This window comes from Actinomadura meridiana (assembly GCF_039537545.1).
GTDB classification, from domain to species: Bacteria; Actinomycetota; Actinomycetes; order Streptosporangiales; family Streptosporangiaceae; genus Spirillospora; species Spirillospora meridiana.
Genome location: NZ_BAABAS010000005.1, coordinates 178,710 through 205,050 on the forward strand (window position 1 = coordinate 178,710; position 26,341 = coordinate 205,050).

Sequence of the window (26,341 nt, forward strand, 5' to 3'; positions counted from 1 at the left end):
GGGCGGTGGTCGGCGCGACTCGTTCGAGACTTCTAGATCTGAGGGACCAGGCATGTCCGACAGCAGTGAGGACTTACTTCGTCGGCTCCTGCTGGAGAAGTGCGAGCCGATCGCGATCGTGGGGGTGGGTCTGCGGTTCCCGGGCGGGGCGACGACCCTGGAGGGATTCGCGGAGTTCCTGCGTTCCGGCGGTTCCGGCACGGGCCCGATCCCGGCGGACCGGTGGGACGTCGACGGCCTCCACACCGACGGACCGGCGGAGAAGGGCCGGATCACGGCGGTGGGCGGCGGTTTCCTCGACGACATCGCGAGCTTCGACGCGGCGTTCTTCAACATCTCGCCGAAGGAGGCCGCCTACGTCGACCCGCAACACCGGCTGGTGCTGGAGAGCGCCTGGGAGGCGCTGGAGTCGGCGGGCATCGACCCCGGCACGCTGCGTGGGTCGGGCGGCGGCGTCTACGTCGGCATCTCCTGCTTCGACTATCTCCTTGAGGTAGGCGAACTCGCGAGGGAGGACCTCGGGGCGTACACGGGCACCGGCACCGCGCACAGCGCGGTGCCCGGACGGCTCTCCTACCTCCTCGGCTGGCACGGGCCGAGCATCGCCGTCGACACCGCGTGCTCGTCGTCGATCGTGGCGCTCGACCTGGCGGTCGCCGGGCTGCGCAAGGGGGACTGCGAGATCGCCCTGTGCGGCGGGGTGAACGCCATCCACCACCCGCTCAACCACATCGTGTTCTCCCAGGCGGGCATGCTCTCGGCGGACGGCCGGTGCAAGACCTTCGACGACGCGGCGGACGGCTACGCGCGCAGCGAGGGCTGCGGGATGCTCGTCCTCAAGCGGTTCTCCGATGCCAAACGCGACGGCGACACGATGCTGGCCCTGATCCGGGGCACGACCGTGCGGCAGGACGGCGAGAGCGGCGGTCTGACCGTGCCGAACAGCACCGCCCAGCAGGCGGTGATGCGCGCGGCGCTGCGCAACTCGTCGCTGGAGCCGTCCGACATCCAGTACGTCGAGGCGCACGGCACCGGCACCTCCCTCGGGGACCCGATCGAGATGCAGTCGATCGCGGCGGTGTTCGCGGAGTCGCACACGACGGACGAGCCGGTGGTCGTCGCGTCGCTGAAGTCGAACCTGGGTCACATGGAGGCCGCCGCCGGGGTCGGCGGTGTCATCAAGACCGTGCTCCAGTTGCGTGACGCGCGCGTCTATCCGCACGTCAACCTGGATCGGCCGTCCGAACGCATTCCCTGGTCGAGGTCGCCGGTGACGGTGCCGACGGAGGGGCGGCCCTGGCGGGCGGGGGTGCGCCGGGCGATCGTCAACTCGTTCGGCTTCGCGGGGACGATCGCGTCGGCGGTGCTCGAACAGACGCCCGAGCGGAAACCCGAACCGGCCCCCGAGAGGCCGGTCGGGGGCGGCGGCGAGGTGTTCGTGCTGTCGGCCAAGAGCGAGAAGGCCCTGCGCCTTCAGGCGGAGAAGTATCTCGGGTTCCTGCGGGCCGGGCCCGGAGCCGAACTTCGGGACATCGCCTACTCCGCCACGGTCGGACGGGCGCATTTCGACCACCGCATCGCCGGTCTGGTGAACGACGTCGGCGAACTGGAAGCGCTTCTGGCCGATCCGCATGGCGTCGCCGCCGGTCTGCCGAGGGTGGCGTTCCTGTTCACCGGGCAGGGTTCGCAGTACGCGGGCATGGGCCGGGCGCTCTACGACACCTATCCGGTCTTCCGCGAGCAACTCGACGAGTGCGACCGTCTCTTCGCGCCGTACCTGGGCCGCTCGGTCAAGGCGCTCATGCTCGGTGACGACCCGGACGGCGACCTCCGCCAAACGGGCTACACCCAACCGGCCCTGTTCGCGCTCGAATACGCCACGGCGAGGCTGTGGATGAGCATGGGCGTCCAGCCCAGCGTGCTCATGGGGCACAGCATCGGCGAGGTCGTCGCGGCGACGATCGCCGGGCTGTTCTCGCTCGACGACGCGGTGACCCTGGTCGCGGCGCGGTCGAGACTGATGCAGTCGGTGTCGGCCCCGGGCGGGATGGTGTCCGTCCAGGCCTCGGTGGAGTCGGTCGCACCCCTCCTGAAAGGCCGCCCGGACGTGGCCGTCGCGGCGGTGAACACGCCGAATTCGTGCGTGCTGTCCGGCGGGACGGGCTCTCTCGCGGAGATCGTCGAGGCGCTCGACGAGCGGGACGTGCGGACGAAGGCGTTGGACGTGTCGCACGCCTTCCACTCGCCGCTGATGGCCGAGGTCTTCGCGGAGTTCGCGGACGCGATCAGCGGCGTCCGGTTCCACGAACCCGACATCACCCTCATCTCCAACGTCACCGGACAGGCCGCCGCGTTCGACCAGATCGCGACGCCGGAGTACTGGGTGCGCCACATCGGCGCGCCGGTCCAGTTCGCCGCCGGGACGCGGGCCATCGCCGAACGAGGGACGGACGTGTTCCTGGAGATCGGCCCGTCCTCCACGCTGCTCGGCCTCGGCCGCCGGTGCGTGCCCGCGTCCGAGCACACCTGGCTGGCCAGCGCCCGCCCCGAGGACGAGGTCGGCGACGTCTTCCGCCGGTCCCTCGCCGCGCTGTACACGGCGGGCGCCCCGATCTCGTGGGCCGACTACCACCGGGGACGTGAGGGACGCCGCGTCGCGCTGCCCTTCTACGCCTTCGACCGCCGCCGCCACTGGCTGCCGAACGGCCGGGGCCGGGGGTTAGGCCCGGCGGCGGAGGCCCGGCATCCGCTGCTCGGCGTCGAGGTCTCCGACCCGGCGCGGCAGGACGGCGGCGCGCGCGAGTTCGTGTCCACGATCGACCAGGACCGGCCCGGCTACCTGCGCGATCACGTCGTGCTCGGGCAGGTCGTCGTCCCGGCCGCCTGCTACGTCGACCTGCTGCTGGCCCTCCAGGACGAGGTGTTCGGCGAGACCGGCCGGCCGCTGGCGGACGTCGCCATCCACGAACCTCTGATCGTCCCCGATGGCTCCGAGGTCGAGGTACTCACCCGGCTACGTACCGAGGGCGACGGCTCGACCGTGGAGATCTCCAGCCGGGCGGCGGCGGGTCAGGGCGAGGCGATCGAGCGGCTGCACGTCACGGCAAGGATCGGCGCCGCGACCGGTCGGCTTCCCGCGCTGTCCGCGTCCGCCGACGCCCTCATCGCTGCCGCCGCCGCGCCGCGTCCGCCCGGCGACCAGGCCGCGATCGACGACCTGTACGCCGACTTCGACGACCTGGGCCTGGCCTACGGGCCGCAGTTCCAGCGGATCACGTCCCTGCGCCGGGAGGGCGAGGATGTCGCCGTCGCGCTGCTGCGCGGCCACCGGACGGGGATCGCCGAGTACCTGCCGCCCGTCCTGCTGGACAACGTGATCCAGTCGATCGCCGGGGTGCTCGACCGTGACGGCAGCTACCTGCCGGTCGGGTTCGCCGAGCTGCAACTGCTGAAGAAGCCCAAGGGCGCGACCCTGCGCAGCCTGCTGCGGATCACCGGCGAGGACGCCGAGCGCCGCGAGCTGACCGCCGACATGTTGCTGCTCGACGACGGCCGTCCGGTGACGATCGTTCGCGGGCTCGTCATCCGGCGGGTCGTCGCGACCGACAACGGAAGCCGCGCAAGCCTCCTCCACGAGGCTCGGTGGGTGAAGCGTTCGCTGGTGAGCAAGGGGCGCCCGCGCGACGTCCTGGTGGTGAACCGATCGGCCGACCGGTTCGAGGCTCCGGACGATGTGCGTCTGGTGCACGCGGCCGACTCGTCCCAGGTCGAAGCCCTGCTGGCGGAGGCGAACCCGTCCGACATCTGCTGGTTCTGGACCCCGGGGGAGGGGCCGGTGACCGCCGCGTCGCTGCGGGAGGAGTGCGAGCGCAACTACCGCGACCTGCTCACGCTGCTCACGACGTTGGGCGCGGGCGGTTTCGGCGACGGACGGCGGCTGTGGCTCGTCACCGAGTGCGCCCAACTACTACCGGACGACCAACCCGCCGAGGAGTCGTCCCTGGCGGCGGCCACGCTGTGGGGTTTCGGACGGTCGGTCGGCAACGAGAACCCGGCCTACCGGGTCACGATGGTCGACCTGCCGGGCGGGAGCCGCGTGGACTACACGTCGCTGCTGTCCGAATGCCAGGCGGCCGAGGGCGAGGAGTTCCAGGTCGCCTACCGGAACGGCATGCGCCATGTGCTGCGCGTCCACCCCACGACCCGGGCCGCCGACGAGGACGGCGAGTTCGAGATCGCGAGCCCGAACCCCGGCGAGTTCACCGACCTCAGGCGCGTACCGGCGCCGGGACGGCCGCCGAGCGGGGACGAGATCGAGGTCCGGGTCCACGCGGCCGGTCTCAACTTCAAGGACGTGCTCAACGCGCTCGGCATGCTCAAGCAGCACGCCGACGCCGCCGGTGTGGAACACCGTCCGCTGCCCCTCGGGTTCGAGGCGGCGGGAACGGTCGTCACCGCCGGTCCCGACGCCGAGTTCGAGGTCGGTGACGAGGTCGTCGTCAGCCATCTCGGATGCCTGCGCGGTCGGGTCACGGTGCCGTCCGGGGCGGCGGTGCGCAAGCCGCCGAACCTCGGTTTCGCCGAGGCGGCGGGTCTCCCGACGGCCTACATCACCGCCTACTACGCGCTGCACGACCTCGCCGAGATGAAGGCGGGCGACCGGGTGCTCGTCCACGCGGCGGCGGGCGGCGTCGGCCAGGCGGCGGTCGCCCTGGCCAAGCTCGCCGGGGCGGAGGTGTTCGCCACCGCGAGCCCCGGCAAGCACGCCTTCCTGCGCGACCAGGGCGTCGAGCACCTGATGAACTCGCGGACGCTCGACTTCGCAGACGAGATCCGGGAGCGGACCGGGGGCGCCGGGGTCGACATCGTCCTCAACAGCCTGAACGGCGAGTACATCCCGGCCGGGATCGGCGTGCTTGCGGAAGGCGGACGGTTCGTCGAACTCGGCAAACTCGGGGTCTGGTCGCCGGAGCGGGCGCGGGAGGCGCGCCCCGACGTCGCGTACCACAACTTCGACCTCAGCGAATTCGAGGCGGACGAGCTGCTCCGCATCAACAACCGCATCCTCCGAAAGGTCACGGACCTGCTGGCGGACGGATCACTCCCACCCCTCCCCACGACCACGTACACCCTCGACGAGACGGCAGAGGCGTTCGGAGTGCTCAGCCGGGGCGCGAACATCGGCAAGCTCGTCATCGACCTGCGCGGACGGGACGGGCTCGGCTCGCGTCCCGAACCGGTGCTCGACCCCGGCGAGACCTACCTGATCACCGGCGGGCTCGGCGCGCTGGGCGCGGTGACCGCGCGGAAGCTGGCCGCCGAGGGCGCCCGCCATATTGGCCTGGTGAGCCGCAGGCCGATCGCGGACGACGACGCAGCCGCGTTGCGGGCGAAACTGGGCGACGAGGTCCAGCTCTCCTTCTGCCAGGGCGACATCTCCGACGCGGCGGACGTCCAGCGCCTCATGGCGGAGATCGCGGCCGAGGGCCGTCCGCTGGGCGGCGTCGTCCACGCGGCGGGCGTGCTCCAGGACGGTCCGATCTCCGCGATGCGCTGGGAGGACATCGACAAGGTCTTCCAGGCCAAGGTCTACGGCGCCTGGCTCCTGAACGAGGCCCTGGCAGCCGTCCCAGACCTGCGGTTCTTCGTCGGCTACTCCTCGATGGCGTCCGTGCTCGGTCCCGTCGGCCAGGCCAACTACGCCGCCGCCAACGCGTTCGTCGACGCGCTGATGACCCGGCGCGCGGTGGCCGGACGGCCCGGCCTGTCGATCGGCTGGGGCCCCTGGGCGGAGGTGGGCATGGCGGCGAACCTGTCCACGCAGTCGATCAAGGCGATCGAGGGCCAGGGGCTGCGCTTCCTCAAGCCGAGGGCCGGGGCCAGGGCGCTGTGGCAGGTCGTCGGGCAGCCGCTCAGCCACGTCCTCGCCGGTGAGGTCGACTGGGACCGGCTCGTCGCGCAGCGCGTCACCGGAAACGCCCTCTACCAGGAGGTCGCCCGGGGCTCGGCGGAACCCGAACTCAAGATCGACCTCGCCGAGCTGGCGGCGCTGCCGCGCCAGGACCGCCGCCAGGCGATCAAGGACGCGGTTCGGGGAAGGGTCGCGTCCCTGCTGCACCACGGCGGCATCGACGACGTATCCCCGCACGCGCGTTTCCTGGACCTCGGCGTCGACTCGCTGACGGCGGTCGAGCTGAAGAACGGACTGGAGGCGATGTTCCAGTCACCGCTGCCCACCTCGCTCGTCTTCGACCATCCCACGATCGACCAACTCGCCGCGTTCATCGAGGAGAGACTCGCCCCGGCCGCCCGGCCGGGGGACGCCGACGACGACGATCTCGCGGCCGTCGCGTCGCTGACGGGCGAGGACGTCGACGCCGAACTCGCGGCCCTGCGGAGCACCTGACCGGTGAAGGACTACATCGACTCGCTCGAACGGCTGTCCCACAAACAGCTGGTGGTGCTGCTCGCCCGGCAGCGCCTGGCCGCCACGCGGCCCATCGCGGTGGACGGCATGGCCCTGCGGTTCCCGGGCGGCATCGACGGCCCGCCGTCCCTGTGGTCCGCGCTGCGCGAGGGCCGCGTCGTGACGGGCGGACCACCGCGCATCCCGGCCGACAGCAAAGGACGGCCACGCTGGAACGTCGCCGCGCCCGACCTCGCGCCCTACGCCGACCTGCTCGGACGAGGCGCCTACCTGCCCGACATCGACCTGTTCGACGCCGACCGGTTCGGCGTCCCCGCCGAGGAGGCGGCCTACCTCGATCCCCAGCAGCGCCTCCTGGTCACCTGCGCCGCCGAGGCGCTCGCCGACGCCGGGGTCACCGACGTCTCCGGGCTCCGGGCCGGGGTGTTCGCGGCGTTGAGCGCGGTGGAGTACAACTACGCCGCGCTCCGCAACCGGGTCGGCATGGACGATCTGTCCCCGCACATGGGGCCCGGTGCCGCGCTCAGCGGTGCCGCCGGACGGATCGCGACCTGCCTCGGGCTGTGCGGCCCGGCGCTGACCGTGGACACCGCGTGCTCCTCGGCGGTGACCGCGCTGCACCTCGCGTCCGCCTCGCTGCGGTCGGGCGAATGCGACGTCGCGCTCATCGGGGCGAGCCATCTCTCGCTGGCGCCGGGAGCCTTCGGCGTCCAGGCCCGCGCGGGAATGCTGTCGCCCACCGGACGGTCACGGCCGTTCGACGCGAACGCCGACGGATACGCGCGCAGCGAGGGCTGCGGCGTCCTCGTCCTGCGCCGCCAGAGCGACGCGGTGAACCCGTACGCCGTGGTGCGGGGGACCGCCGTCCACCAGCACGGCGCACGGGATTCGATCTCCCGGGTGTCGGCCGCCGGACAGGCCGAGGCGATCCGGCGGGCGCTGCGCGCGGCCGACTGCGCGCCGCGCGACGTCGGCTACGTGGAGGCGCAGGCCAACGGCGTGCGGCTGGCCGACGTCATCGAGGTCGAGGCGCTCGCCGACGTGTACGACCGTGGGGGCCCGGACGCGCCGCCGCTCGTCGTCGGCTCGGCCAAGGCGAACCTCGGCTACCTCGAAACGGTCTCCGGGATGGCGAGCCTCATGAAGGCGGTGCTCGCCGTCCACCACGGGGAGATCCCGCCGCAGCCGGGCGTCGAGCGTCCCGATCCCGACATCGCGTGGCGGAAGCTGTCCCTGGAGATCCCGCGCGAGATCACCCGCTGGCCCGAGGGGGCGCGGCGGCTCGCCGGGGTGAGTTCGCATGGCTTCACCGGGACGTGCGCCCACGCGGTGGTGGAGTCGGTCGCCGCCGAACCGGCCCCGCGTCCCGTGGCCCGCGCGTCCACCCCCGGCGACAGCCACTGGCCCGACACCCACCACTGGTCCTGACGGAGCGGCGCGCCGATGAACCTCAGTAAACCGACCACCATCCACGCGGTCCTCGCCGAGCACGCGGCACACCGCCCCGGCCAGGACGCCGTGCTCTGCCAGGACCGCCGGGTGAGCTACGCCGAACTGCACCGGCGCAGCGACCTGATGGCGGGCGCCCTGGTCGCGGACGGCGCCCGTCCGGGAACCCGCGTGGTCTACCTCGGGCAGGAGTCGGAGTACTTCTACCTCCTGCTCTACGCGTGCGCGAAGGCGGGCGCGGTGCTCGTGCCGGTCAACTGGAAGCTCACCGCGCCCGAGGTGGAGCATGTCCTGCGCGACTCCGCCGTCCGGTTCGCGTTCGTCGAACCGGACTACCTGCCCGTCGCCGAACGCGCGGCGGCCGACCTCGCTCCACGGCCGACGCTGCTCACCCTGATCCCGGACCTGCCCGGCGGCGGGCCCGCGTTGGCCGGGTGGGTGGACGGGGCGTCCGAGTCGGTCCCTGTTCCGCCCGGTGACGCGGAGGCGCCGATCGTCCAGATGTACACGAGCGGCACCACCGGACTGCCGAAGGGCGTCGTGCTCGCGCACCGCAGCTTCTTCCAGGTGCGGGACGCGCTCGCCGACGACGGGCTCACCTGGATCGACTTCCGGGACGGCGACGTCAGCCTGATCGGCGTGCCCGGATTCCATGTCGGCGGACTGTGGTGGGCGATCCAGGGGCTCAACGCGGGCGTCGCCAACGTCAGCCTGCGGACGTTCGCCGCCGCCGACGCCGTCGCGCACATCCGCCGCCACCGGGTCACGACCGTCTGCGTCGTCCCCGCGATGCTGCGGCTGATGCTGGCCGAGCGGTCGGTCGTGGACGCCGACTTCGCGAGCCTGCGCAAGGTGGTCTATGGCGGGTCGCCGATCGACGAGACGCTGCTCGGGGAGTGTCTCGCCCGCGTCGGCTGCGAGTTCGCGCAGATCTACGGGCTCACCGAGTCCGGGAACACGGCGGTGTGCCTGCCGCCGTCCGAGCATGTCGTGGGCGGCCCACGGATGAAGGCGGCCGGACGCCCCTATCCGGGGTTCGCCATCGAGATCAGGGACGAGGGGGCGAAGCCGCTGCCGGAACGCGAGATCGGGGAGGTGTGGATCCGGACCCCGGCGCGCATGGTCGAGTACTGGCGCCAGCCCGAGGAGACCGCGCGGACGCTCGTCGACGGCTGGCTGCGCACCGGCGACGCCGGTTACGTCGAGGACGGCTACCTGTTCATCCGCGACCGGATCAAGGACACGATCATCGTCGCCGGGGAGAACGTCTATCCGGCGGAGGTCGACAACGCGCTGGCCGAACACGCCGACGTCGCCGACGTCGCGGTGGTCGGAATTCCGGACGAACGATGGGGCGAGGCGGTGCACGCATTCGTCGTCCCCGTTCCCGGCGCGACGGTGAAACCACGGGAACTGATGCTGTTCCTGCGTGGACGCCTCGCCGACTTCAAGGTGCCGACCAGCTACTCGATCGTTGACGCGCTGCCGCGAAACGCCAGTGGCAAAATTCTCCGGCGTGAGCTGCGGGACGCGTTCTGGCAGGATAGGGCGCGTCAGGTCAATTGAATTGTCACGCGATGACCAATGGTGGAGGGTATGGCATGACGTCACCCGAGGAAATCCGGCGCGACCTGAACAAGCTCGCCGCCGAATCGCCGTGTGCGGCGGGCGAGCTGGCGTTCGCGCTGTTCACCGGGACCCCTCCGCCGCTGCCGGTCCGGCCGTCCGAGCGGGCGACGCACGACCGGGCCGCCGTGGACCGCGTCGACGTGGACGGCCGGAGCCTCGCCGTCTACCGCTGGGGCGACACCGGGGGCCGCGTGCTCCTCCTGCACGGCTTCGAGGGCCGCGCCTCGAACCTGTCCGGATTCGTCGACGGCATCGGTGACCTGGGGATGTCCGCCGTAGCCTTCGACTTCTTCGGGCACGGCGCGTCCGAGGGCGACCGGGCGACGATCACCGACCTGGTGGCCGCCCTGCGCGTCGTCGACACCGAGTACGGCCCTTTTCGCGCGATCGTCGCCCATTCGTTCGGGGCGCTCTGCGCGTACGAGGCGCTGCGGTCCGGAGTGCGGGCCGACCGGCTGGTCACGATCGCGTCGATCTGCGACTTCGACTACGTGCCGAAGGTCTTCTGCCAGAAACTGGGCTTGGACCCGCGCATCGAAGAGGACCTGATCCGGCGCAGCGAGGAGTTCTTCTCGGAGGACTACATATGGGAACGGTTCTCCGCCACCTACCGGGCGGCGGAACTGACCGTTCCACTGCTGGTGATTCATGACGAGAATGACAAAGAGATCGCCGTGGAGCAGGGCCGGAAAATCGCGGCCGTCTACGGCCAGGCGCAGTACATCGAAACCAGGGGGCTCGGCCACCGGCGAATCCTCGCCGACGCCGACGTCATCACGGCGACGCTCGAGTTCGTCGCCCAATGAGTCAGCCTTGCCAGGAAGGACGGGGGAAACGGAAATGAGCATCGAGGGTACGGACACCGACCTGTGGAACGAGATCCGCGAGATCGTGGCGGACGTCGTCGAGGTGGACCCCGACGAGATCGGCCCGACCACGCGGTTCTGGGAGGACCTCGACGCCGACTCCTTACAGGCCATCGAGATCCTGTCCGCGCTGGAGCGCCGGTTCCGGATCACCATCGACCAGAAACTGCTCGTGGACATGCGGGACGTCCAGAGCACCTACCGGGTCGTCGTGCGGGCCAGAGAGGTCATGACCGGCGATGGGGCCTGACCGCAGAAGGGTCGTCGTCACCGGGCTCGGCGTCATCAGCAGCATCGGGACCGGCGTCGCGGAGTTCGCCGAGGGGCTGCGGAAGGGCCGGTCGGGGGCACGGCCGATCACCGCGTTCGACGTCACGGGGTTCGCCCACACCACCGCATGCGAGGTGGTCGACTTCGTCCCCGAACGCTGGATCACGCGGCTGAAGCCCGACGAGCTGGGCCGTGCCACACAGTTGTCGGTGGCCAGCGCCGTCCTCGCCCTCGGCGACGCGGCGCTGACGCCCGAGCAGCTCCGCGACCTGCGCGCGCTGATCGCGGTCGGCACCACCTACGGCGAGTCCGCCGAGCTGGACCGGATCGTCGCCCGGCAGGCCGCGACCGGGTCCGACGGTGATGATCCTGGCGGTGTCGATCCCGACGCGGCGGCCAAGTCGTCGTCCAGCCGCCTGTCCATCGACGTGGCGCGCGAGCTGGAGCTGACGGAGGCCGAGGCGGTGACGATCCCGACGGCCTGCGCCGCGGGCAACTACGCGATCGGCTACGGGTTCGACGCCGTCGCCGACGGGGAGGTCGACGTGGCCCTGTGCGGCGGTGTCGACGCGCTCCTGCGGATGACGTTCGTGACCTTCTACCGGCTCGGCACCATCGCCCCGAAGATCTGCCAGCCGTTCGACCGCGACCGCGAGGGGATCCTGACCGGCGAGGGCGGCGCCGTCCTGGTCCTGGAGGACCTCGACTCCGCCCTCGCGCGGGGAGCGCACGTCTACGCCGAGATCCTCGGCTACGGTCTGGCGTGCGACGCGCACCACCCGGTCGCGCCCGACCAGGACAGCGTGGCCCGATGCATGACCCGGGCGCACGCCAACGCCGGGATCACGGCCGCCTCCGTCGACTACGTCTCGGCGCACGGCACCGGCACCAAGGCCAACGACGTGACCGAGGCGGCGGCCATCCGGCGGGTGTTCGACGGCGACCCGCCGCCGGTCAGCTCGCTGAAGTCGATGCTCGGCCACGCCATGGGCGCCGCGAGCGCCCTCGCCGCCGCCGGGTGCGCCCTCGCCCTGGAACGCGGGTTCATGCCACCGACGATCAACCATGTCGAGACCGACCCGGAGATCGGGATCGACTGCGTCCCGAACGTCGCGCGTCCCGCCGACCTGCGCGTCGTGCAGAACAACTCGCTCGCCTTCGCCGGGAACGACGCCGTGCTGATCCTCGGCCGCCACGAGGGGGACGCCGCGTGAACGCCCCCGTCATCGCCGGGCCCGTCATCACAGCGTGGGAGACCTACTCTCCGCTCGGGCACGGCGCGCGGGCGCACACCGGCGGGCTGGACGCCGTCCACGGCACCGGCGAGACACGATCCGCCGTGGAGGGCTTCGACGCCCGCGAGATCCTGGGACGCCGTGGCACCCGGTCGATGGACCGGGTCGCGGGCCTCGCCGTCGCGACGACCGCGCGGCTGCTGGGAAGGACGGGCGAGCCCGGGGCGCCGCTCGGCGGGCACGCGCCGGAGGACGTCGGCCTCGTCCTCGGAATGAACGACGCGATCAGCAGCGTGTCCGCCTTCGTCCGCGACTCCTGGACCAGGGACAAGCCGTACGACGTCGACCCGTCCCACGTCCCGAGGACGCTGATGAACTTCGCGGCCGGGCAGTGCGCCATCCGGTTCGGCGTGAAGGGTCCGAACACCACCATCTGCGGTAGCCACGCGACGGGCCTGATGACCCTGAACTACGCGCGGCGGTTGCGGCGCAACGGCCACGCCAAGGTCGTCGTGTGGGGCGCGGTCGAGGAACTCACGGCTGAGCGCGTGGCCGTCGAGGCGGCCCGACCCCGTGAGGAGGACGCCAGGCCACCCGGCGAGGGCTGCGTCATGTTCCTGCTGGAGTCGCCCGACGCCACCACCCGTAAGCCCCTCGCCGAAGTGCTCGGCGTCGAGTTCGGCGTCTGGGCCGATGAGGGCGGCGTCCGCGACGCGCTCTCCGCATGCCTGCGGCGCGTCCTTTCGCGGGCGTCCGTGGACCCCGGCGCCGTGAGCGCCGTCGTGCCCTCGCCGTCCACGGGTCATCGCGGTTCCCAGGAGCGCCAGGCCATCGCGGACGTCTTCGGCGCGGCGCCGGTCGCGACCAGGACCGCCGAGCGGGTCGGCGACACCGGCGCGGCGTCGGCGGCGTTCCAGATCGTCGAGCTGCTCGTCCAGGACGGCGGCTCGGGCCGGATCGGCGCGGTCACGACCACGGACGCGGAAGGACGGGTCGGGTGCGCCTTACTACGAGTCCTCTGACGACTTCCTCTTGGAGAGTGACATGTCGAAGCGTCCCGTAGCCCTCGTGACCGGCGGATCGCGCGGGATCGGACGAGCCGTCGTCCTGCGGCTCGCGGAGGCCGGGCACGATGTCGCCTTCTGCTACCGATCCCGGGCGGAGGACGCCGAGAAGACGCTGCTGACCGCCCGCGAGTCGGGCGCCACCGTCCTGTGCGACCAGGTCGACGTGTCCGACTCCGCCATGGTCGCGGCGTTCGTCCGCAAGGTCGAGGACGAGCTGGGCCCCGTCGAGGCCGCCGTCACCTCCGCCGGAATCACCCGGGACGCGCCCGTGGTCACGACCACGGACGACGACTGGTCCGCGGTGCAGCGCACCAACGTCGACGGCACGTTCAACGCCTGCCGGTCGGCGGTGTTCGGCATGATGAAGCGCCGCCGCGGCTCCGTGGTGACCCTCTCGTCCATCGCGGGCCGGTATGGAAACGCCGGACAGGCCAACTACTCGGCGGCGAAGGCCGCCATCGCCGGGTTCACCCTGGCCCTGGCGAAGGAAGTCGGCCGGTACGGGATCCGCGCCAACGTCGTCGCGCCCGGCTTCATCACCACCGAGATGACGGAGAAGCTGCCCGAACGGGTGTGGGAGCGGACGCGGCCGAGGATCCCGCTCGGCCGCATGGGCACCGCAGAGGAGGTCGCCGACCTCGTCGAGTTCCTGCTGTCCGACCGCGCGTCCTACATCACCGGCCAGGTGTTCGGCATCGACGGCGGCCTGGTCCTGTAGTCGTCCGACAAACGCTGAGGATTCCCATGACCGCACCATCACCGCGGCAGGACGGAGCGGTGGCCGGCTCCCTGGTGCTCGCGCTCGCCTGCGGCGCCACCCTGTTGACCTTCCTGGACACGACGGTCGTCAACATCGCCTTCCCGGAGATCCAGAAGAGTCTCCCGTCGGCGTCGTTCGCGCACCTGACCTGGATCGTCACCAGCTACACGACCGTGTTCGCCGCGCTGCTCACCACGGCGGGACGCTGCTCGGACGCGCTCGGGCACCGCAAGGTCTTCACCGTGGCCGTCGTGGTGTTCACGCTGGCCTCGGCGTCCTGTGCGGTCTCGGCCAACCTGACCATGCTGGTGATCTCACGGGTGGTCCAGGGGGTCGGCGCCGCCGCGCTCATCCCGTCGGCGCTCGGGTTGGTGCTGGTGAACACGCCCCCCGAACGCCGGACGAAGGCCATCGGCTACTGGGGCGCGGCGGGCGCGGTCGCCGCCGTGGTCGGCCCGGCGGTCGGCGGCAGCGTGACCAACTGGGTGAGCTGGCGCATGATCTTCGCCATCAACCTGCCGATCGGGCTGGTGATGATCTATGGCGCGTTACGTCACCTGAGATGGTCGGCGGAGCCGCGCACCGGACGCCTGCCTGACCTGCTCGGCACGGCCCTGATCACCGTCGGGATCGGGTCCCTCGTCGTCGGACTGAGCCAGGCCGGTGACTGGGGCCTCGCGTCCGCGAGGGTGCTCGCCCTGACCCTGGGCGGGCTGCTGGTGACGGCGGCCGGGGTGCTGCGGTCGCGTGGCCACCGCGCCCCGGCGATCGACCTCGGGCTCTTCCGGATCCAGACGTTCGCCGCCGCCAACGCCGCCGTCGCTCTGTTCAGCGGGGCCATGTACATCATCCTGCTGGTCAGCCCCCTGTACCTGACCGATCTGTGGCACTACAGCCTGTTCGAGGCCGCGCTGTCGGTGACCCCGGGCGCGTTCGCGTCCCTCGTCGTGTCGCTGTACCTGGGGAAGCGGGCGACCCCGAGGGTGCAGCGCGTTGCCACGATGGTGGGCGCGGCGTGCCTGCTCGTGACGTCGGTGACGATGTACGGGGTGCTGAACGACCATCGGAGCTTCTGGGTGTGGCTGCCGTTCAGCGTCGGCGGCGGGGTCGCGGCGGGCCTGGTGCTGACCGCGCTCTCGGCGGCGGTCGCCGTGTCGGTGCCGCCGACGAAGTTCGCCGCCAGCATTGGGCTGCTCACCACGTCCCGGCAGGCCGGTGGGTCGCTGGGCATCGCGATCATGGCCGCGATGCTGAGCGGGTCGCGGGCGGGTCATCCCGAGCAGATCCGGGACGTGTTCCTGGTCTGCGCGGTCGGCGCGCTGCTCGCCCTCGTCCCCACGCCGTTCCTGCACCGCCGCGTCCAGGCACCCGTCCCCGCCCCTGACCCGGCGCAGTCGTCCTGAAACGACCGGCTCAGGGACGCTCCCAGCGGACGGAGCTGAGCGCGAGCAACGCGACGTGAAAGGAGACGCACGACTCCACGTCGTCGAGATCGGCGTCCAGAACCCGCTCAATGCGGCGCAGCCGTTCGTAGAACGCGGGGCGCGACAGGTGGGCCTGCTGCGCCGCGACGGCCTTGTTACGACCCGCTTCGAGATACAGCTCCAGGATGTGGGTGAGGTCGCTGCCGCGCTGGGCGTCGTACTCCAGTAGGGGGCCCAACTCGCGTTCGACGAACGTCTGGACGCGCGCGTCGTCACGCAGCAGATGCAGCAAGCCCCGCAACCGCAGGTCGGGAAGGCGGTAGAAGAGCCGAGCGCCCGAGCCACGGGCGGCGACGTCGGCGACCTGCTCGGCCTCCAGAAACGAACGTCGGACGTCGCGGATCGTCTCCACGACGGACCCGGCGGCCATGACCGTCTCGCCGGACTGCTTGCGGATGCGGGTGGCGACCTCGGTCAGAACCGTCTCGACGTCGGCGCGGGCGGGCAGCGACGCCAGCACGCCGACACGGGCGTGCGGGCCGCCCTCGTCCAGGACGCCGACGAGCGCGGAAAGGCGGGCGTCCTTGCACGCGGCGGCGGCCGTCTCGGCGAGCGCGGACAGCTCCCCGATCGGGGGCGGCGCCCCGCGCCGCGCGCCGGTGGGGTCGCGGTGCCGCAGCACCACGCCGAGCAGGCGGCGCCCCGACAGGGGGACGCCGAGGGCGCGGGCGCGGGCGGCGGCCTCCTGCGGATCGGAGTAGGCGTGCGCGAGGATCCGGGCGATGATCGTCCCGTGCGCCTGGCGTTCGACGCTCTCGGCGTGCCGGTCCAGGAGACGGCCGAGGGCGAGGGTGGTGGCGGCGCGCTCGATCAGCACCGTGTCGCGGGCCGACGGTGGCGCGCCGAGGTCGATGATCAGGCGACCCCAGTCCTCGCCACGTGCGCCGACCATGGTGATCAGCCAGCCGGACGTCTCGTCGTAGCCCGTGCGGCGACCCGGCCGCACGGCGCGCGACCGCGTCTCCCACGCCGACAGCAGCTCCGACGGGTCCGCGCCGCCCGCGTCGGCCGCGAGGACCTGGTGGGAAAGGTTCTCCAGCACGACGGGATGCCCGCCCAGCGAGGCGACCTGCCGCACGACCTCGTCCGTGGACGCGCCCTCCACCGACAGCTGCGTGAAGATCTCGTGGAGCCGCTCGGACGCCCGCAGCTCGGCGAACTGGTCCTGCACGATCCGGGCGTGCACCGACTCGGTGATGTCGACGAACGCGGGCTCGTGGGCCAGCACCACCACGGGCAGGCCGTGGTCCTCGGCGGCGGCGATCAGGGCGGGCGGCAGGACGCTGGCGTACCGGCGGCCCAGCTCGATCATCAGCCCGCTCACCCCGACGTCGGCGAGGTCGGCGATGTAGGCGCGCAACCGCTCCGGCTCGTCCGGCAGCGCGATCCCGGTGGTGAGGACGAGCTCGCCGCCGTGCAGCAGGTGCGCGATGTCGGTGACCTCGGCGACGTGCACCCAGCGGACCCGGTTGCCGGTGCGGTCCGCGCCCGCGACGACGTGCGGCTGGCCGCGGCGTACCGCGTCGAGCTGGAGGACGTCGTCGACAGTGGGCAGCATCACCGCCGATCCTAGCCCGACAGAATGTCAAGAGGCGCTGATCAGGCCTTACCGTCCTCCAGCCCCCGCCCGCCACCGTTCAATCGAAGAATTCCCCTTTGCCGCGAGCAGAGCGTTAACGGGAGACGCCCGGTCGTGACACTCTGCGGGTTTTCGCGGTACCCCCGCGCGCATGACACTTGAGCCATGTCGGATCACGCGAATCTGCTCAGGCGCCACCGGGCGGTCATGCCGTCCTGGATGGCTCTCAACTACCAGGACCCCATCGAGATCGTCGGCGGCAAGGGCAACCGTGTGACCGACGGCGACGGCAAGACCTACCTCGACTACTTCACGGGCATCCTCACGAACATGCTCGGGTACGACGTGCCCGAGGTGCGGGACGCCGTCGAGCGTCAGCTCGCCACCGGCGTCGTGCACACCTCCACCGCGTACCTGCTGCGCGGCCAGATCGAGCTGGCGGAGAAGATCGCCCGGCTGTCGGGCATCCCGGACGCGAAGGTGTTCTTCACCAACTCCGGGACGGAGGCGAACGAGACGGCGCTGCTGCTGGCCGCGTACGCGCGGCGGAGCCAGCAGGTCCTCGCGATGCGGCAGAGCTACCACGGCCGCTCGTTCGCCGCGACGGGCGTCACCGGCAACCGCGCCTGGACGAACGTGTCGTACTCGCCGCTCGACGTTCACTTCCTGCACGGCGCCGACCGCATGCTCCCGCAGTTCGCGGGCATGTCCGACGAGCAGTACATCGAGGCGTGCGCGCAGGACCTGCGGCACGTGATCGCGACCGCGACGGGCGGGAACGTGGCCGCGCTGATCGCCGAGCCGATCCAGGGGGTCGGCGGTTTCACGATGCCGCCGGACGGCCTGTTCGCCGCGTACAAGGGCGTCCTGGACGAGTTCGGCATCCTGTTCATCTCCGACGAGGTCCAGACCGGCTGGGGACGCACCGGTTCGAGCTTCTGGGGCATCGGCGACCACGGCGTCACCCCGGACATGATGACCTTCGCCAAGGGTCTCGGGAACGGGTTCGCGGTGGGCGGCGTCGTGGCGCGCGGCGACCTGATGGACGGCCTGCACGCCGTCGGGATCTCCACGTTCGGCGGCAACCCGATCTCGATGGCCGCCGCGAACGCGACCCTGGACTACGTCCTGGACCACGACCTCCAGGCCAACGCGGCCAAACAGGGCGCGACGATCATCGGCGGCCTGGAGGCGGCGGGCGAGCGGCTCGCGATCGTCAGGGAGGTGCGGGGTAAGGGGCTGATGTTCGCCGTCGAGCTGGCCGACCCGGGCACCGGCGAGCCGAGCGCGCCGCTGGCGGCCGCGGTGATGGAGGCGGCCCGCGAGCGGGGCCTGCTGATCGGCAAGGGCGGCCTGTACGGCAACGCGGTGCGGATGGCGCCGCCGATGACCCTGACCGACGCCGAGGCCGCCGAAGGTCTCGGCATCCTGATCGCCTCCCTTGAGGCGGTCAACGAGCAAGCCACTTCCTGAGCGAGGTGGGGGGCGTCCCCTACGGGGGACGGATTTACCGGAGCGAAACGGGGGGCGCGGGGGCCGCCCCCCACCAAGGAGCGGAAATGAGCAAGCACGTCACGCACTGGATCGGCGGGAAGTCCTTCGCGGGGGTGGCCGAACGCCGGGGCGACATCTACGAGCCCGCGTCGGGGCGCCTCGCCGGGACGGTCGACTTCGCCGCGCAAGCCGAGGTGGACGCGGCCGTCGCCGCCGCGAAGGACGCCTTCCCCGGCTGGCGGGACACGTCGCTGTCGAAGCGCGCGCGCGTGCTCTTCAAGTTCCGCGAACTGCTGGAGGGGCACCGGGACGAGCTGGCCCGGCTGATCTCGTCCGAGCACGGCAAGGTCGTGTCGGACGCGGCGGGCGAGGTGGCCCGCGGCCTGGAGGTCGTCGAGTTCGCCTGCGGCATCCCGCACCTGCTCAAGGGCGGGTTCTCGGAGAACGTGTCGACCCGGGTGGACGCCTACTCGATCCTCCAGCCGGTCGGCGTCGCCGCCGGGATCACGCCGTTCAACTTCCCGGCGATGGTGCCGATGTGGATGTTCCCGGTGGCGATCGCGTGCGGGAACACGTTCGTCCTGAAGCCGTCGGAGAAGGACCCGTCGGCGTCGGTGCGGGTCGCCGAGCTGTGGGCGGAGGCAGGCCTGCCGGACGGTGTCTTCAACGTCCTCCACGGGGACAAGACGGCTGTGGACGGGCTGCTCCACCACCCGGACGTCAAGGCCGTCAGCTTCGTCGGCTCCACCCCGATCGCCCGGTACATCTACGCGACGGCGGCGGCGAACGGCAAGCGGGTGCAGGCGCTCGGCGGCGCGAAGAACCACATGCTCGTGCTGCCGGACGCGGATCTCGACCTCGCCGCCGACGCCGCCGTGTCGGCCGGGTTCGGCTCGGCGGGGGAGCGGTGCATGGCGATCTCCGTGGTGGTGGCCGTCGACCCGGTCGGCGACGAGCTGATGGCCAGGGTCCGCGAGCGGGTCGCCCGGCTCAAGATCGGCCCCGGCGACCACCCCGGATCGGAGATGGGGCCGCTGGTGACGGCCGCGCACCGCGACAAGGTGGCCTCCTACCTGGACGGCGCCGTCGCGCAGGGCGCCGAACTCGCCGTCGACGGCCGCGACCCGGAGGTGCTCGGCGGCGCCGGGGACGGGTTCTGGCTCGGCCCCACCGTCCTCGACCACGTCACCCCCGAGATGGACGCCTACAAGGACGAGATCTTCGGCCCGGTGCTGTCAGTGGTGCGGGCCGAATCGTACGAGGCGGCCATGGAGCTGATCTCCGCCAACCCGTACGGCAACGGCACCGCGATCTTCACCAACGACGGCGGGGCGGCCCGCCGCTTCCAGAACGAGGTGGAGGTCGGCATGGTCGGCGTCAACGTGCCGATACCGGTGCCGATGGCCTACTACTCCTTCGGCGGCTGGAAGGACTCCCTGTTCGGTGACAGCCACGCGCACGGGATGGAGGGCGTCCACTTCTACACCCGGACGAAGGCCGTCACCTCCCGTTGGCTCACTGTGTCTCACCCCGATGGCCACGCCCCACCACCCCCCGGAAGTCATGGCGGTCTGAACCTCGGATTCCCCACCAGCGGCTGAACCTCCGCACGTCCCGCTCCGCCGTTCCCGTCGTTTATTTTCGTCGCGCGGCGGCGGACGAATAATGCCAACATCCATTGACGGCCCCTGTGTCGGACGACACAATCTGACTGTCTCAATTAATTGAGATGAAATAAATGTCAGGGTGAGCCGCCAGAAACACCAGGTCCTGACCACAGGGTTCGGTGGAGTGGGATGTGCAGGAGTGCCGCGCGATGACCGCAGTCGACCACGCCGCCGAAGTGGACGCGCTCGAAAGGCGATTTCCGGGCTGGACCATTTGGTTCGGCCCGTTCACGCGCCGCTGGTGGGCGTTGCCGCCGAAGGACCGCGACGTCGGCGACTTCCTGGAGGCCGACACCCCCCGCCGGCTCATCGCACGGATCGAGGTGGTCACCAGCAGCGCACCGACCCGACCTCCCGCACGACCCCCCGTCAGACCCGCCGCGGGACACGGCCGCCGCCGGCCGTACCGCGAAGACCCCCGGCCTGACGTGCGACGTCCTTCGAACCTCCGCCGTCTCGAAGGCGTCACACCGTCGCCGTCCGGCCGGGTACCGGCGATCGCGTGGCCAGGCAGCACTGCAAGGTGATCCGCTGTTCCCCAACCTCGTCACGTCCGCCGGTGCCGCCGCGGCCCCGGGAAAAGGGCGGCAGCCCGCGCCATATCCCTCTCCAGCAACCTCCGTGTATGGCGCGGACGCCAGCACCCGCCGTCCCCCGGGGCCCTGGCGGTTTTTGCATTAACAACCCGTCCGAAACCCGTGCGATTCTCCGTGTCCATCCGCCCGGGAATCGTGTGCCGAATCGCATACCAATGGGTCACCCTGTTCTTACCCTCATGGCCGTAACGGAGTGACCGCGCGACGCGATCACTGCAAATCCGGAGCCGTTTCGCGCCGAAGTCGGAGGGGATATCCCGCGATACCGGCGATGAACTCGTACGCGGTCGCCGGGGCGCACGAGAATGGCCGTGAGGCCGGAGCGCGGGCGCCGTTCCTGGCGGGTCCGGACGCCCGCGCGGGGCCGAAGACGCTACGCTGCGCCGGACGGGCCCCGCACGGACGCGCGAGGTCCGGGGCACCAATCGGGGAGCGAGATGCGGCTGAGGGCCACGATGCGGGTCAAGGTGGGCGTGGCCGTGGTGGCGGCCCTCGCGCTGACCGCCGCCGGCCTCGGCGCGTGCGGCGGCGACGACGGCAAGGAGCCGGTGGGCCTCGCCCAGGTCGCGAGCACCCTCGGGCCCGGCGAGGGCGTCCTCAACCTGCTCACCCTGCCCGGCGTCACCGAGACCGGCCAGGTCGATCCGCGGGTCGACTGGGTCACCCCGTTCCAGGAGCGCACCGGCTGCGAGGTCGGCCTGAAGGTCGTCAAGACGCCCGCCGAGATGGCCGACCTGATGCGCGACCCCGACCGCCGCTACGACGGCGTCGCCGCGCCGCCCGAGGTCGCCGGTCAGCTCATCGCCGAGAACCAGGTCGTGCCCGTCAACACCGACCTCGTGGACGGCTACAAGAAGCTGGAGCCGAGGCTGCGCGGGCTGCTCAAGAAGGACGACAAACAGTACGGCGTCCCGTACACGTGGGGCGTCAACCTCCTCATGTACGACACCCGGGCCGTCCCGCCGCCGGACAGCTGGGCCGCGCTGTTCGACCCCGCCCAGGCCCGCCGCTACTCCGGCAAGCTGGAGATGCGCGACAGCCCGCTCGCCATCGCCGAGGCCGCGCTCTACCTCAAGGGCAAGCGGCGCAAGCTGAAGATCCACGACCCGTACTCGCTGACCCGCAAGCAGCTCGCGGCGGCCGGGCGCGTCCTGGCCGAGCAGCGTCCGCACGTCGGGGACTACTGGGAGCGGCCCGCCGACGCCGTCAGCGCCTTCGCCGGTGGCCGCGCCGTCCTGGGTCAGGCGGGGCCCTACCAGGTGGACGTCCTGAACCGCGCGTCCCGGCCCGTGCAGGGCGCCGTCCCGTCGGAGGGCATGACCGGCTGGATGGACTCCTGGATGATCGGCGCCCGGGTCCAGCACCCGAACTGCATGTACCAGTGGTTGCAGTGGACCGCGTCGCCGGACGTCCAGCAGCAGGTGGCCGAGTGGACCGGGGTGGCGCCCGCCAACCCGCAGGCCTGCTCCGGCGACCGCCTCAAGCCCGGCTTCTGCGCCGCCTACCACGTGGGCGACCGTGACTACATCGACAAGGTCATGTTCGCGCACGCGCCGACGCGGGCGTGCGGCGGCAAGTCGGACGAGAACGACTGCACCGACTACGCCGAGTGGACGAAGACATGGATCGAGTCCACGAAGACCTGACCGCGTAAGCAGACAGACCGCGTGGGAAGCACGGCGTAGCAAGACACGGGCGCGTAAGAAGACATCAGCGCGTGAGGGGCTCTCCGGCGCGCCCGACCGCCCCCAGCCGGGCGCGCCTCACGGGTGGTCCCGGACTTCCCCCCGAACGTCCGGGTCACCCTTTCCCTGGAGAGACCTCCATGGCGGCGGCGTCCGTCCATACGGGCGGCGCCGTCGCCGTCACCGGCGGCCGCTCCACGGCCGGCCGTCCGGTGTTCGCGCGCGGCTCCCGAGGGCCCCGCCGAGCGCGGGGTACCGGCGGGGCGGGTGCGCAGTCATCGCACGCGAACACCCCGGTCGAGTCCGGCAGGCGGCCGACGAGAACGCGCGGCCGGGGCCACTTCTTGCGGCAGACGGCACAGGCGTCGCCCAGGCGCTGGGCTGTGCTGAGCCCGCCCGGGTCGACGGTCGGCTCGTCCGTGTGGCCCATGTCCCCATCCCCCTGGCGGGAGTCGACGTCACGTGCCTCCTTTATAGGCAGGGAAGGGTGTTGTCACTCTTCGCGCAGGTGAAAAGCGCGGCAAAGCCTTACGTGTCGGCGGGCACGTGAAGATCGTCCGCGCTAGGCGGTGTCGCGGCGGGTTGGGCGGGACGTGTCCAGACCCGTCCCATACGGTCACTGACCAGGGCGTTTGCCCTGTCTTGGACGGTCAGTACGTACAAAGGAGGTATGTCGGTCCGGAGCGACGGGAAGAGCGGCGTCCTCGCGGCGGCAACGGCGCTCCTCGGCCTCACCGGATTCGGGCTGGTCATCTGGGGAGCGCGGCTCGCCGGGCGCGTCCGCGCGCTACGCGACCGGCTGGAGGAGGAGTCCCTGCGGCGGCGCGCGTTCGTCGCGGACGCCTCACACGAGTTGCGCACCCCCATCACCGCGCTGCGGACCCGCATCGAGCTGATCCTGGACGGACCCGACGACGGCGGCCTCGACGACACCCTCCGGCGCTCGCTGGACGACGTCGACCGCCTGCACCAGATCGTCGACGACCTGCTCGTCCTCGCCAGCATCGACGCGGGCGACCTGCCCGCCCGCGAGCGCGTGGACCTCGGCGCGCTGGTGGAGACCGTGACCGGCGGCCGCGTCCCGCCGCCCGTGCCCACGACGATCAAGATCGAACCGGCCGTGCCGGTCGTCGGCAACCCGCCGCGCCTCGGCCGCCTCCTGCTCAACCTGCTCGCCAACGCCGAGCGGCACGCCTCCGGCGGGATCGAGGTGGAGGTGCGCGCCGAACGGGGTGAGGCGGTCGTCGAGGTCCGCGACGACGGGCCCGGCATCCCGCCCGGCGCCCGCGACCGGGTCTTCGAGCGCTTCACCCGGCTCGACACCGCCCGCAGCCGCGCCGACGGCGGCAGCGGCCTCGGGCTGGCCGTCGCGCGGCAGATCGCCGTCGCCCACGGCGGCCGCCTCTACGCCGCCGACGCCGCGCACGGCGCCCGCCTCGTCCTGCGCCTGCCCCTGGCCCGGCCCTAGCAGAGAGCTGATGGCGCGGGGGAGAACTCACGGCATCGGGGAGACCTGAGCGGGGCGATGGCCGACAATGGGTCCGTGATGTCACCTTCGAGTCCCGACGCTCCCGCCCGCGACATCGTCGTCCTCGGCTCGACCGGGTCGATCGGCACCCAGGCGCTCGACGTGATCCGCCGCAACCCCGGCCGGTTCCGGGTCGCCGGGCTCGCGGCGGGCGGCGGCCGGGTCGACCTGCTGGCCGACCAGGCGCTGGAGTTCCGGCCCGAGATCGTCGCCGTGGCCAAGGCGTCCGCCGCGCAGGACCTCCAGCTCGCCCTCTACGCCGAGGCGAAGCGGCGCGGCTACGCCACCGGCGACTATCCGCTGCCGAAGATCGTCGCCGGTCCCGACGCCGTCGCCGAGACGGCGGCCTGGCCGTGCGACGTCGTGCTGAACGGCGTCACCGGTGCGCTCGGCCTCGCCTCGACGCTGGCCGCGCTGGACGCCGGACGGACCCTCGCGCTCGCCAACAAGGAGTCGCTCATCGTCGGCGGCCCCCTCGTCAAGGAGCGGGCGCGGCCCGGGCAGATCGTCCCGGTCGACTCCGAGCACTCGGCGCTCGCCCAGTGCCTGCGCGGCGGACGCGCGGCGGAGGTCCGGCGGCTGGTGCTCACCGCCAGCGGCGGGCCGTTCCGGGGACGGGCCCGCGCCGAGCTGACCGACGTCACGCCCGAGCAGGCGATGAACCACCCGACCTGGGACATGGGCCCCGTCATCACCATCAATTCCGCGACCCTCGTCAACAAGGGTCTGGAGGTCATCGAGGCGCACCTGCTGTTCGACGTCCCGATGGACCGGATCGCCGTCATGGTGCACCCCCAGTCGATGATCCACTCGATGGTCGAGTTCACCGACGGCTCCACGCTCGCGCAGGCGAGCCCGCCCGACATGCGGCTGCCGATCGCGCTCGGCATCGACTGGCCGGACCGCGTCCCGGACGCCGCGCCCGGCGTCGACTGGACGAAGGCGCACACCTGGGAGCTGTTCCCGCTCGACGACGAGGCGTTCCCCGCCGTCGCGCTCGCCCGCAGGGCCGGTGAGCTGGGCGGAACGTTCCCGGCCGTTTACAACGCCGCCAACGAGGAATGTGTGGACGCGTTCCGCGCGGGACGGCTGCCGTTCCTCGGCATCGTCGACACGATCGCGCGGGTGCTGGACGAGCACGACCCGGGCGCCGCCGGAACGCCGACGCTGGACGACGTCCTGGCGGCGGACGGCCGGGCGCGCGCGAGGGCGAGGGAGCTGACCGGGGAACCGACCCGAACCGACTGAACCCCGGGGGCCCGCCTCCGGAGCGAGCGAGCCTGGAGGGAACCGATGGCCTTCTTGCTCGGCGCGGTGGCGTTCGTCGTCGCGCTGCTGCTGTCGGTGATGCTGCACGAGGGTGGGCACCTGCTGACCGCCAAGCGGTTCGGGATGAAGGCCACTGAGTACTTCGTGGGTTTCGGTCCTACCCTGTGGTCCACCCGCCGGGGCGAGACGGAGTACGGGGTGAAGGCGATCCCGCTGGGCGGCTTCGTCAAGATCGTCGGCTACACCCCGCTGGAGAAGATCGCCGAGGCGGACCGTCCGCGCGCGTTCTACCGGCAGCCCGCCGGGCGCCGCGCGATCGTGATCGCGGCGGGCGTCGTCGCCAACTTCGCGTTCGCGTTCCTGCTGCTCACGCTGATGGCGATGATGGTCGGCACGCCGCTGGCGCGGACGGCGACCAGCACCGTCGACGAGGTCACGCCGTGCGTGCCGTCCGGGCTCCGGGCCGACTGCGAGGCGGGCCGCCCGCGTTCTCCCGCCGCCACGGCGGGGCTGCGCGCCGGTGACCGGGTGGTCTCGTTCAACGGCACGCCCGTCTCGGACTGGGACGACCTCACCAAGGCCATCGACAAGGCCAAGCCAGGCCAGACGGTCAACGTCGTGGTACTCCGGCCCGTTCCGGGGGGTGCGGGGGGTCGTCCCCCCAAAAGGGACAGGCCAGGCGTCCGGCAGCAGGTGACGTTGCCGATCAGGCTCGCGGACGTGGACGGGCAGCCGTTCGTGGGCATGTCCGCGAAGGTCGTCGGCGGCGGCTACGACCGGACGGGCCCGATCAACGGCGCCGTGTTCGCCGGACGCGCCATCGGCCGGACCGTCGCGGGCATCGGCGACGTCGCCGTGGACCTGCCGACAGCGATCCCGAAGCTGTTCTCACCCGAGCGGGAGAGCACGCCCGGCGGGCAGGTCGGCAGCGTGGTCGGCGCGACCGACGTGTCCGGCCAGATCTTCGCGTCCGACGCCACCACCCGCGACAAGATCGCCCTGTTCCTGTCGCTGGTCGTCTCGGTGAACATCTTCCTCGGGGCGCTGAACGTCCTGCCGTTGCTGCCGCTGGACGGGGGCCATCTCGCCGTCGTCGGCTACGAGCGCGCCCGCGCCGCCCTCAACCGCGTCAGGGGGCGTCCGGATCCGGGCACGGTCGACCTGACCAGGCTGCTGCCCCTGACCTACCTGGCGATCCTCGTTCTGGTGGGGCTCGGGGTGCTGCTGATCCTCGCGGACGTCCTTAATCCGCTCCATCTACCGGAATGATGCGAAATGTTCACGCAGTGCCATCGAATGGTCGCGCGGAGAACGCGGGGGTTGCCGTCATCGCAGC

Annotated in this window: 17 protein-coding genes and 2 pseudogenes; 17 read left to right on the plus strand and 2 right to left on the minus strand. The window is 71.7% G+C overall.

Features of this window, described 5'->3' with window-relative positions; genetic code table 11:
• Window positions 1-52: 52 nt before the first annotated feature.
• From ABD808_RS10130 to ABD808_RS10170, 9 genes are read left to right on the plus strand one after another with little or no spacing between them, the layout of a single operon-like run.
• Window positions 53-6,406 (plus strand): type I polyketide synthase, encoded by a 6,354-nt coding sequence (locus ABD808_RS10130; protein WP_344893464.1) that lies wholly within the window; start codon window positions 53-55, stop codon window positions 6,404-6,406.
• Between the two features lie 3 nt (window positions 6,407-6,409).
• Window positions 6,410-7,855, plus strand: a complete 1,446-nt coding sequence (locus ABD808_RS10135; RefSeq protein WP_344893469.1) for a beta-ketoacyl [acyl carrier protein] synthase domain-containing protein — start codon at window positions 6,410-6,412, stop codon at window positions 7,853-7,855.
• Window positions 7,856-7,870: 15 nt separating this feature from the next.
• A complete protein-coding gene (locus tag ABD808_RS10140) occupies window positions 7,871-9,442 on the plus strand; it encodes a long-chain-fatty-acid--CoA ligase (RefSeq protein ID WP_344893472.1) in 1,572 nt (523 codons plus the stop codon).
• A gap of 35 nt (window positions 9,443-9,477) precedes the next feature.
• The gene (locus ABD808_RS10145; protein WP_344893474.1) at window positions 9,478-10,311 is read left to right on the plus strand and encodes an alpha/beta fold hydrolase; all 834 of its coding nucleotides are present in this window, start codon (window positions 9,478-9,480) and stop codon (window positions 10,309-10,311) included.
• A 34-nt stretch (window positions 10,312-10,345) separates the two neighbouring features.
• On the plus strand, window positions 10,346-10,621 hold the full coding sequence (locus ABD808_RS10150) for an acyl carrier protein (protein WP_344893476.1): 276 nt from the start codon (window positions 10,346-10,348) through the stop codon (window positions 10,619-10,621).
• The gene (locus ABD808_RS10155; RefSeq protein WP_344893478.1) at window positions 10,611-11,855 is read left to right on the plus strand and encodes a beta-ketoacyl-[acyl-carrier-protein] synthase family protein; all 1,245 of its coding nucleotides are present in this window, start codon (window positions 10,611-10,613) and stop codon (window positions 11,853-11,855) included. The genes ABD808_RS10150 and ABD808_RS10155 overlap by 11 nt, the downstream gene beginning before the upstream one ends.
• Window positions 11,852-12,898, plus strand: a complete 1,047-nt coding sequence (locus tag ABD808_RS10160; protein WP_344893480.1) for a beta-ketoacyl synthase N-terminal-like domain-containing protein — start codon at window positions 11,852-11,854, stop codon at window positions 12,896-12,898. Before ABD808_RS10155 ends, ABD808_RS10160 begins: the two co-directional genes overlap by 4 nt.
• 22 nt (window positions 12,899-12,920) lie before the next feature.
• Window positions 12,921-13,661 (plus strand): 3-oxoacyl-ACP reductase FabG, encoded by a 741-nt coding sequence (gene fabG, locus ABD808_RS10165; RefSeq protein ID WP_344893482.1) that lies wholly within the window; start codon window positions 12,921-12,923, stop codon window positions 13,659-13,661.
• 59 nt (window positions 13,662-13,720) lie between these two features.
• Window positions 13,721-15,106 carry a DHA2 family efflux MFS transporter permease subunit gene (locus ABD808_RS10170; RefSeq protein WP_344893484.1) on the plus strand — a complete coding sequence of 462 codons (1,386 nt, stop codon included), beginning with the start codon at window positions 13,721-13,723 and terminating at the stop codon, window positions 15,104-15,106.
• A gap of 10 nt (window positions 15,107-15,116) precedes the next feature.
• Here ABD808_RS10170 and ABD808_RS10175 read toward each other — a convergent pair whose 3' ends face one another.
• Window positions 15,117-16,745, minus strand: a complete 1,629-nt coding sequence (locus ABD808_RS10175) for a PucR family transcriptional regulator (RefSeq protein ID WP_344893486.1) — start codon at window positions 16,743-16,745, stop codon at window positions 15,117-15,119.
• 186 nt (window positions 16,746-16,931) lie between these two features.
• Between ABD808_RS10175 and ABD808_RS10180 the strand changes: the two genes are divergently transcribed.
• The 4 genes from ABD808_RS10180 (at window position 16,932) to ABD808_RS10195 (ending at window position 22,169) form a co-directional block, all read left to right on the plus strand.
• Complete coding sequence (locus ABD808_RS10180; protein ID WP_344893488.1) at window positions 16,932-18,239, plus strand: aspartate aminotransferase family protein; 1,308 nt, start codon at window positions 16,932-16,934, stop codon at window positions 18,237-18,239.
• Between the two features lie 86 nt (window positions 18,240-18,325).
• Complete coding sequence (locus tag ABD808_RS10185) at window positions 18,326-19,861, plus strand: CoA-acylating methylmalonate-semialdehyde dehydrogenase (protein WP_344893490.1); 1,536 nt, start codon at window positions 18,326-18,328, stop codon at window positions 19,859-19,861.
• A gap of 215 nt (window positions 19,862-20,076) precedes the next feature.
• The gene (locus tag ABD808_RS10190) at window positions 20,077-20,454 is read left to right on the plus strand and encodes a hypothetical protein (protein ID WP_344893492.1); all 378 of its coding nucleotides are present in this window, start codon (window positions 20,077-20,079) and stop codon (window positions 20,452-20,454) included.
• Between the two features lie 524 nt (window positions 20,455-20,978).
• The gene (locus ABD808_RS10195; RefSeq protein WP_344893494.1) at window positions 20,979-22,169 is read left to right on the plus strand and encodes an ABC transporter substrate-binding protein; all 1,191 of its coding nucleotides are present in this window, start codon (window positions 20,979-20,981) and stop codon (window positions 22,167-22,169) included.
• Between the two features lie 154 nt (window positions 22,170-22,323).
• Here the strand turns inward: ABD808_RS10195 and ABD808_RS10200 are convergent, their stop codons facing one another.
• Window positions 22,324-22,638: a hypothetical protein gene (locus tag ABD808_RS10200; protein WP_344893495.1), complete on the minus strand. Its 315-nt coding sequence runs from the start codon at window positions 22,636-22,638 to the stop codon at window positions 22,324-22,326.
• Window positions 22,639-22,878: 240 nt separating this feature from the next.
• Between ABD808_RS10200 and ABD808_RS38490 the strand changes: the two are divergent.
• From ABD808_RS38490 to ABD808_RS10215, 4 genes and pseudogenes are all read left to right on the plus strand, one after another.
• A pseudogene (locus tag ABD808_RS38490) lies at window positions 22,879-23,211 on the plus strand (histidine kinase dimerization/phospho-acceptor domain-containing protein); the annotation flags it as partial.
• Between the two features lie 141 nt (window positions 23,212-23,352).
• Window positions 23,353-23,676: pseudogene (locus ABD808_RS38495) on the plus strand (ATP-binding protein); the annotation flags it as partial.
• A gap of 78 nt (window positions 23,677-23,754) precedes the next feature.
• Window positions 23,755-24,984 (plus strand): 1-deoxy-D-xylulose-5-phosphate reductoisomerase, encoded by a 1,230-nt coding sequence (dxr, locus tag ABD808_RS10210; protein ID WP_344895349.1) that lies wholly within the window; start codon window positions 23,755-23,757, stop codon window positions 24,982-24,984.
• A 45-nt stretch (window positions 24,985-25,029) separates the two neighbouring features.
• On the plus strand, window positions 25,030-26,274 hold the full coding sequence (locus ABD808_RS10215) for a M50 family metallopeptidase (protein ID WP_344893499.1): 1,245 nt from the start codon (window positions 25,030-25,032) through the stop codon (window positions 26,272-26,274).
• The last annotated feature ends 67 nt before the right edge of the window (window positions 26,275-26,341 follow it).

Bases quoted from the DNA above. Each gene is read 5' to 3' on its own strand.
- ABD808_RS10130 (WP_344893464.1), top strand. From the start codon at position 53: ATGTCCGACAGCAGTGAGGACTTACTTCGTCGGCTCCTGCTGGAGAAG.
- ABD808_RS10140 (WP_344893472.1), top strand. From the start codon at position 7,871: ATGAACCTCAGTAAACCGACCACCATCCACGCGGTCCTCGCCGAGCAC.
- ABD808_RS10145 (WP_344893474.1), top strand. From the start codon at position 9,478: ATGACGTCACCCGAGGAAATCCGGCGCGACCTGAACAAGCTCGCCGCC.
- ABD808_RS10150 (WP_344893476.1), top strand. From the start codon at position 10,346: ATGAGCATCGAGGGTACGGACACCGACCTGTGGAACGAGATCCGCGAG.
- ABD808_RS10155 (WP_344893478.1), top strand. From the start codon at position 10,611: ATGGGGCCTGACCGCAGAAGGGTCGTCGTCACCGGGCTCGGCGTCATC.
- fabG (WP_344893482.1), top strand. From the start codon at position 12,921: ATGTCGAAGCGTCCCGTAGCCCTCGTGACCGGCGGATCGCGCGGGATC.
- ABD808_RS10175 (WP_344893486.1), bottom strand. From the start codon at position 16,745: ATGCTGCCCACTGTCGACGACGTCCTCCAGCTCGACGCGGTACGCCGC.
- ABD808_RS10180 (WP_344893488.1), top strand. From the start codon at position 16,932: ATGTCGGATCACGCGAATCTGCTCAGGCGCCACCGGGCGGTCATGCCG.
- ABD808_RS10185 (WP_344893490.1), top strand. From the start codon at position 18,326: ATGAGCAAGCACGTCACGCACTGGATCGGCGGGAAGTCCTTCGCGGGG.
- ABD808_RS10190 (WP_344893492.1), top strand. From the start codon at position 20,077: ATGACCGCAGTCGACCACGCCGCCGAAGTGGACGCGCTCGAAAGGCGA.
- ABD808_RS10195 (WP_344893494.1), top strand. From the start codon at position 20,979: ATGCGGGTCAAGGTGGGCGTGGCCGTGGTGGCGGCCCTCGCGCTGACC.
- ABD808_RS10200 (WP_344893495.1), bottom strand. From the start codon at position 22,638: ATGGGCCACACGGACGAGCCGACCGTCGACCCGGGCGGGCTCAGCACA.
- dxr (WP_344895349.1), top strand. From the start codon at position 23,755: ATGTCACCTTCGAGTCCCGACGCTCCCGCCCGCGACATCGTCGTCCTC.
- ABD808_RS10215 (WP_344893499.1), top strand. From the start codon at position 25,030: ATGGCCTTCTTGCTCGGCGCGGTGGCGTTCGTCGTCGCGCTGCTGCTG.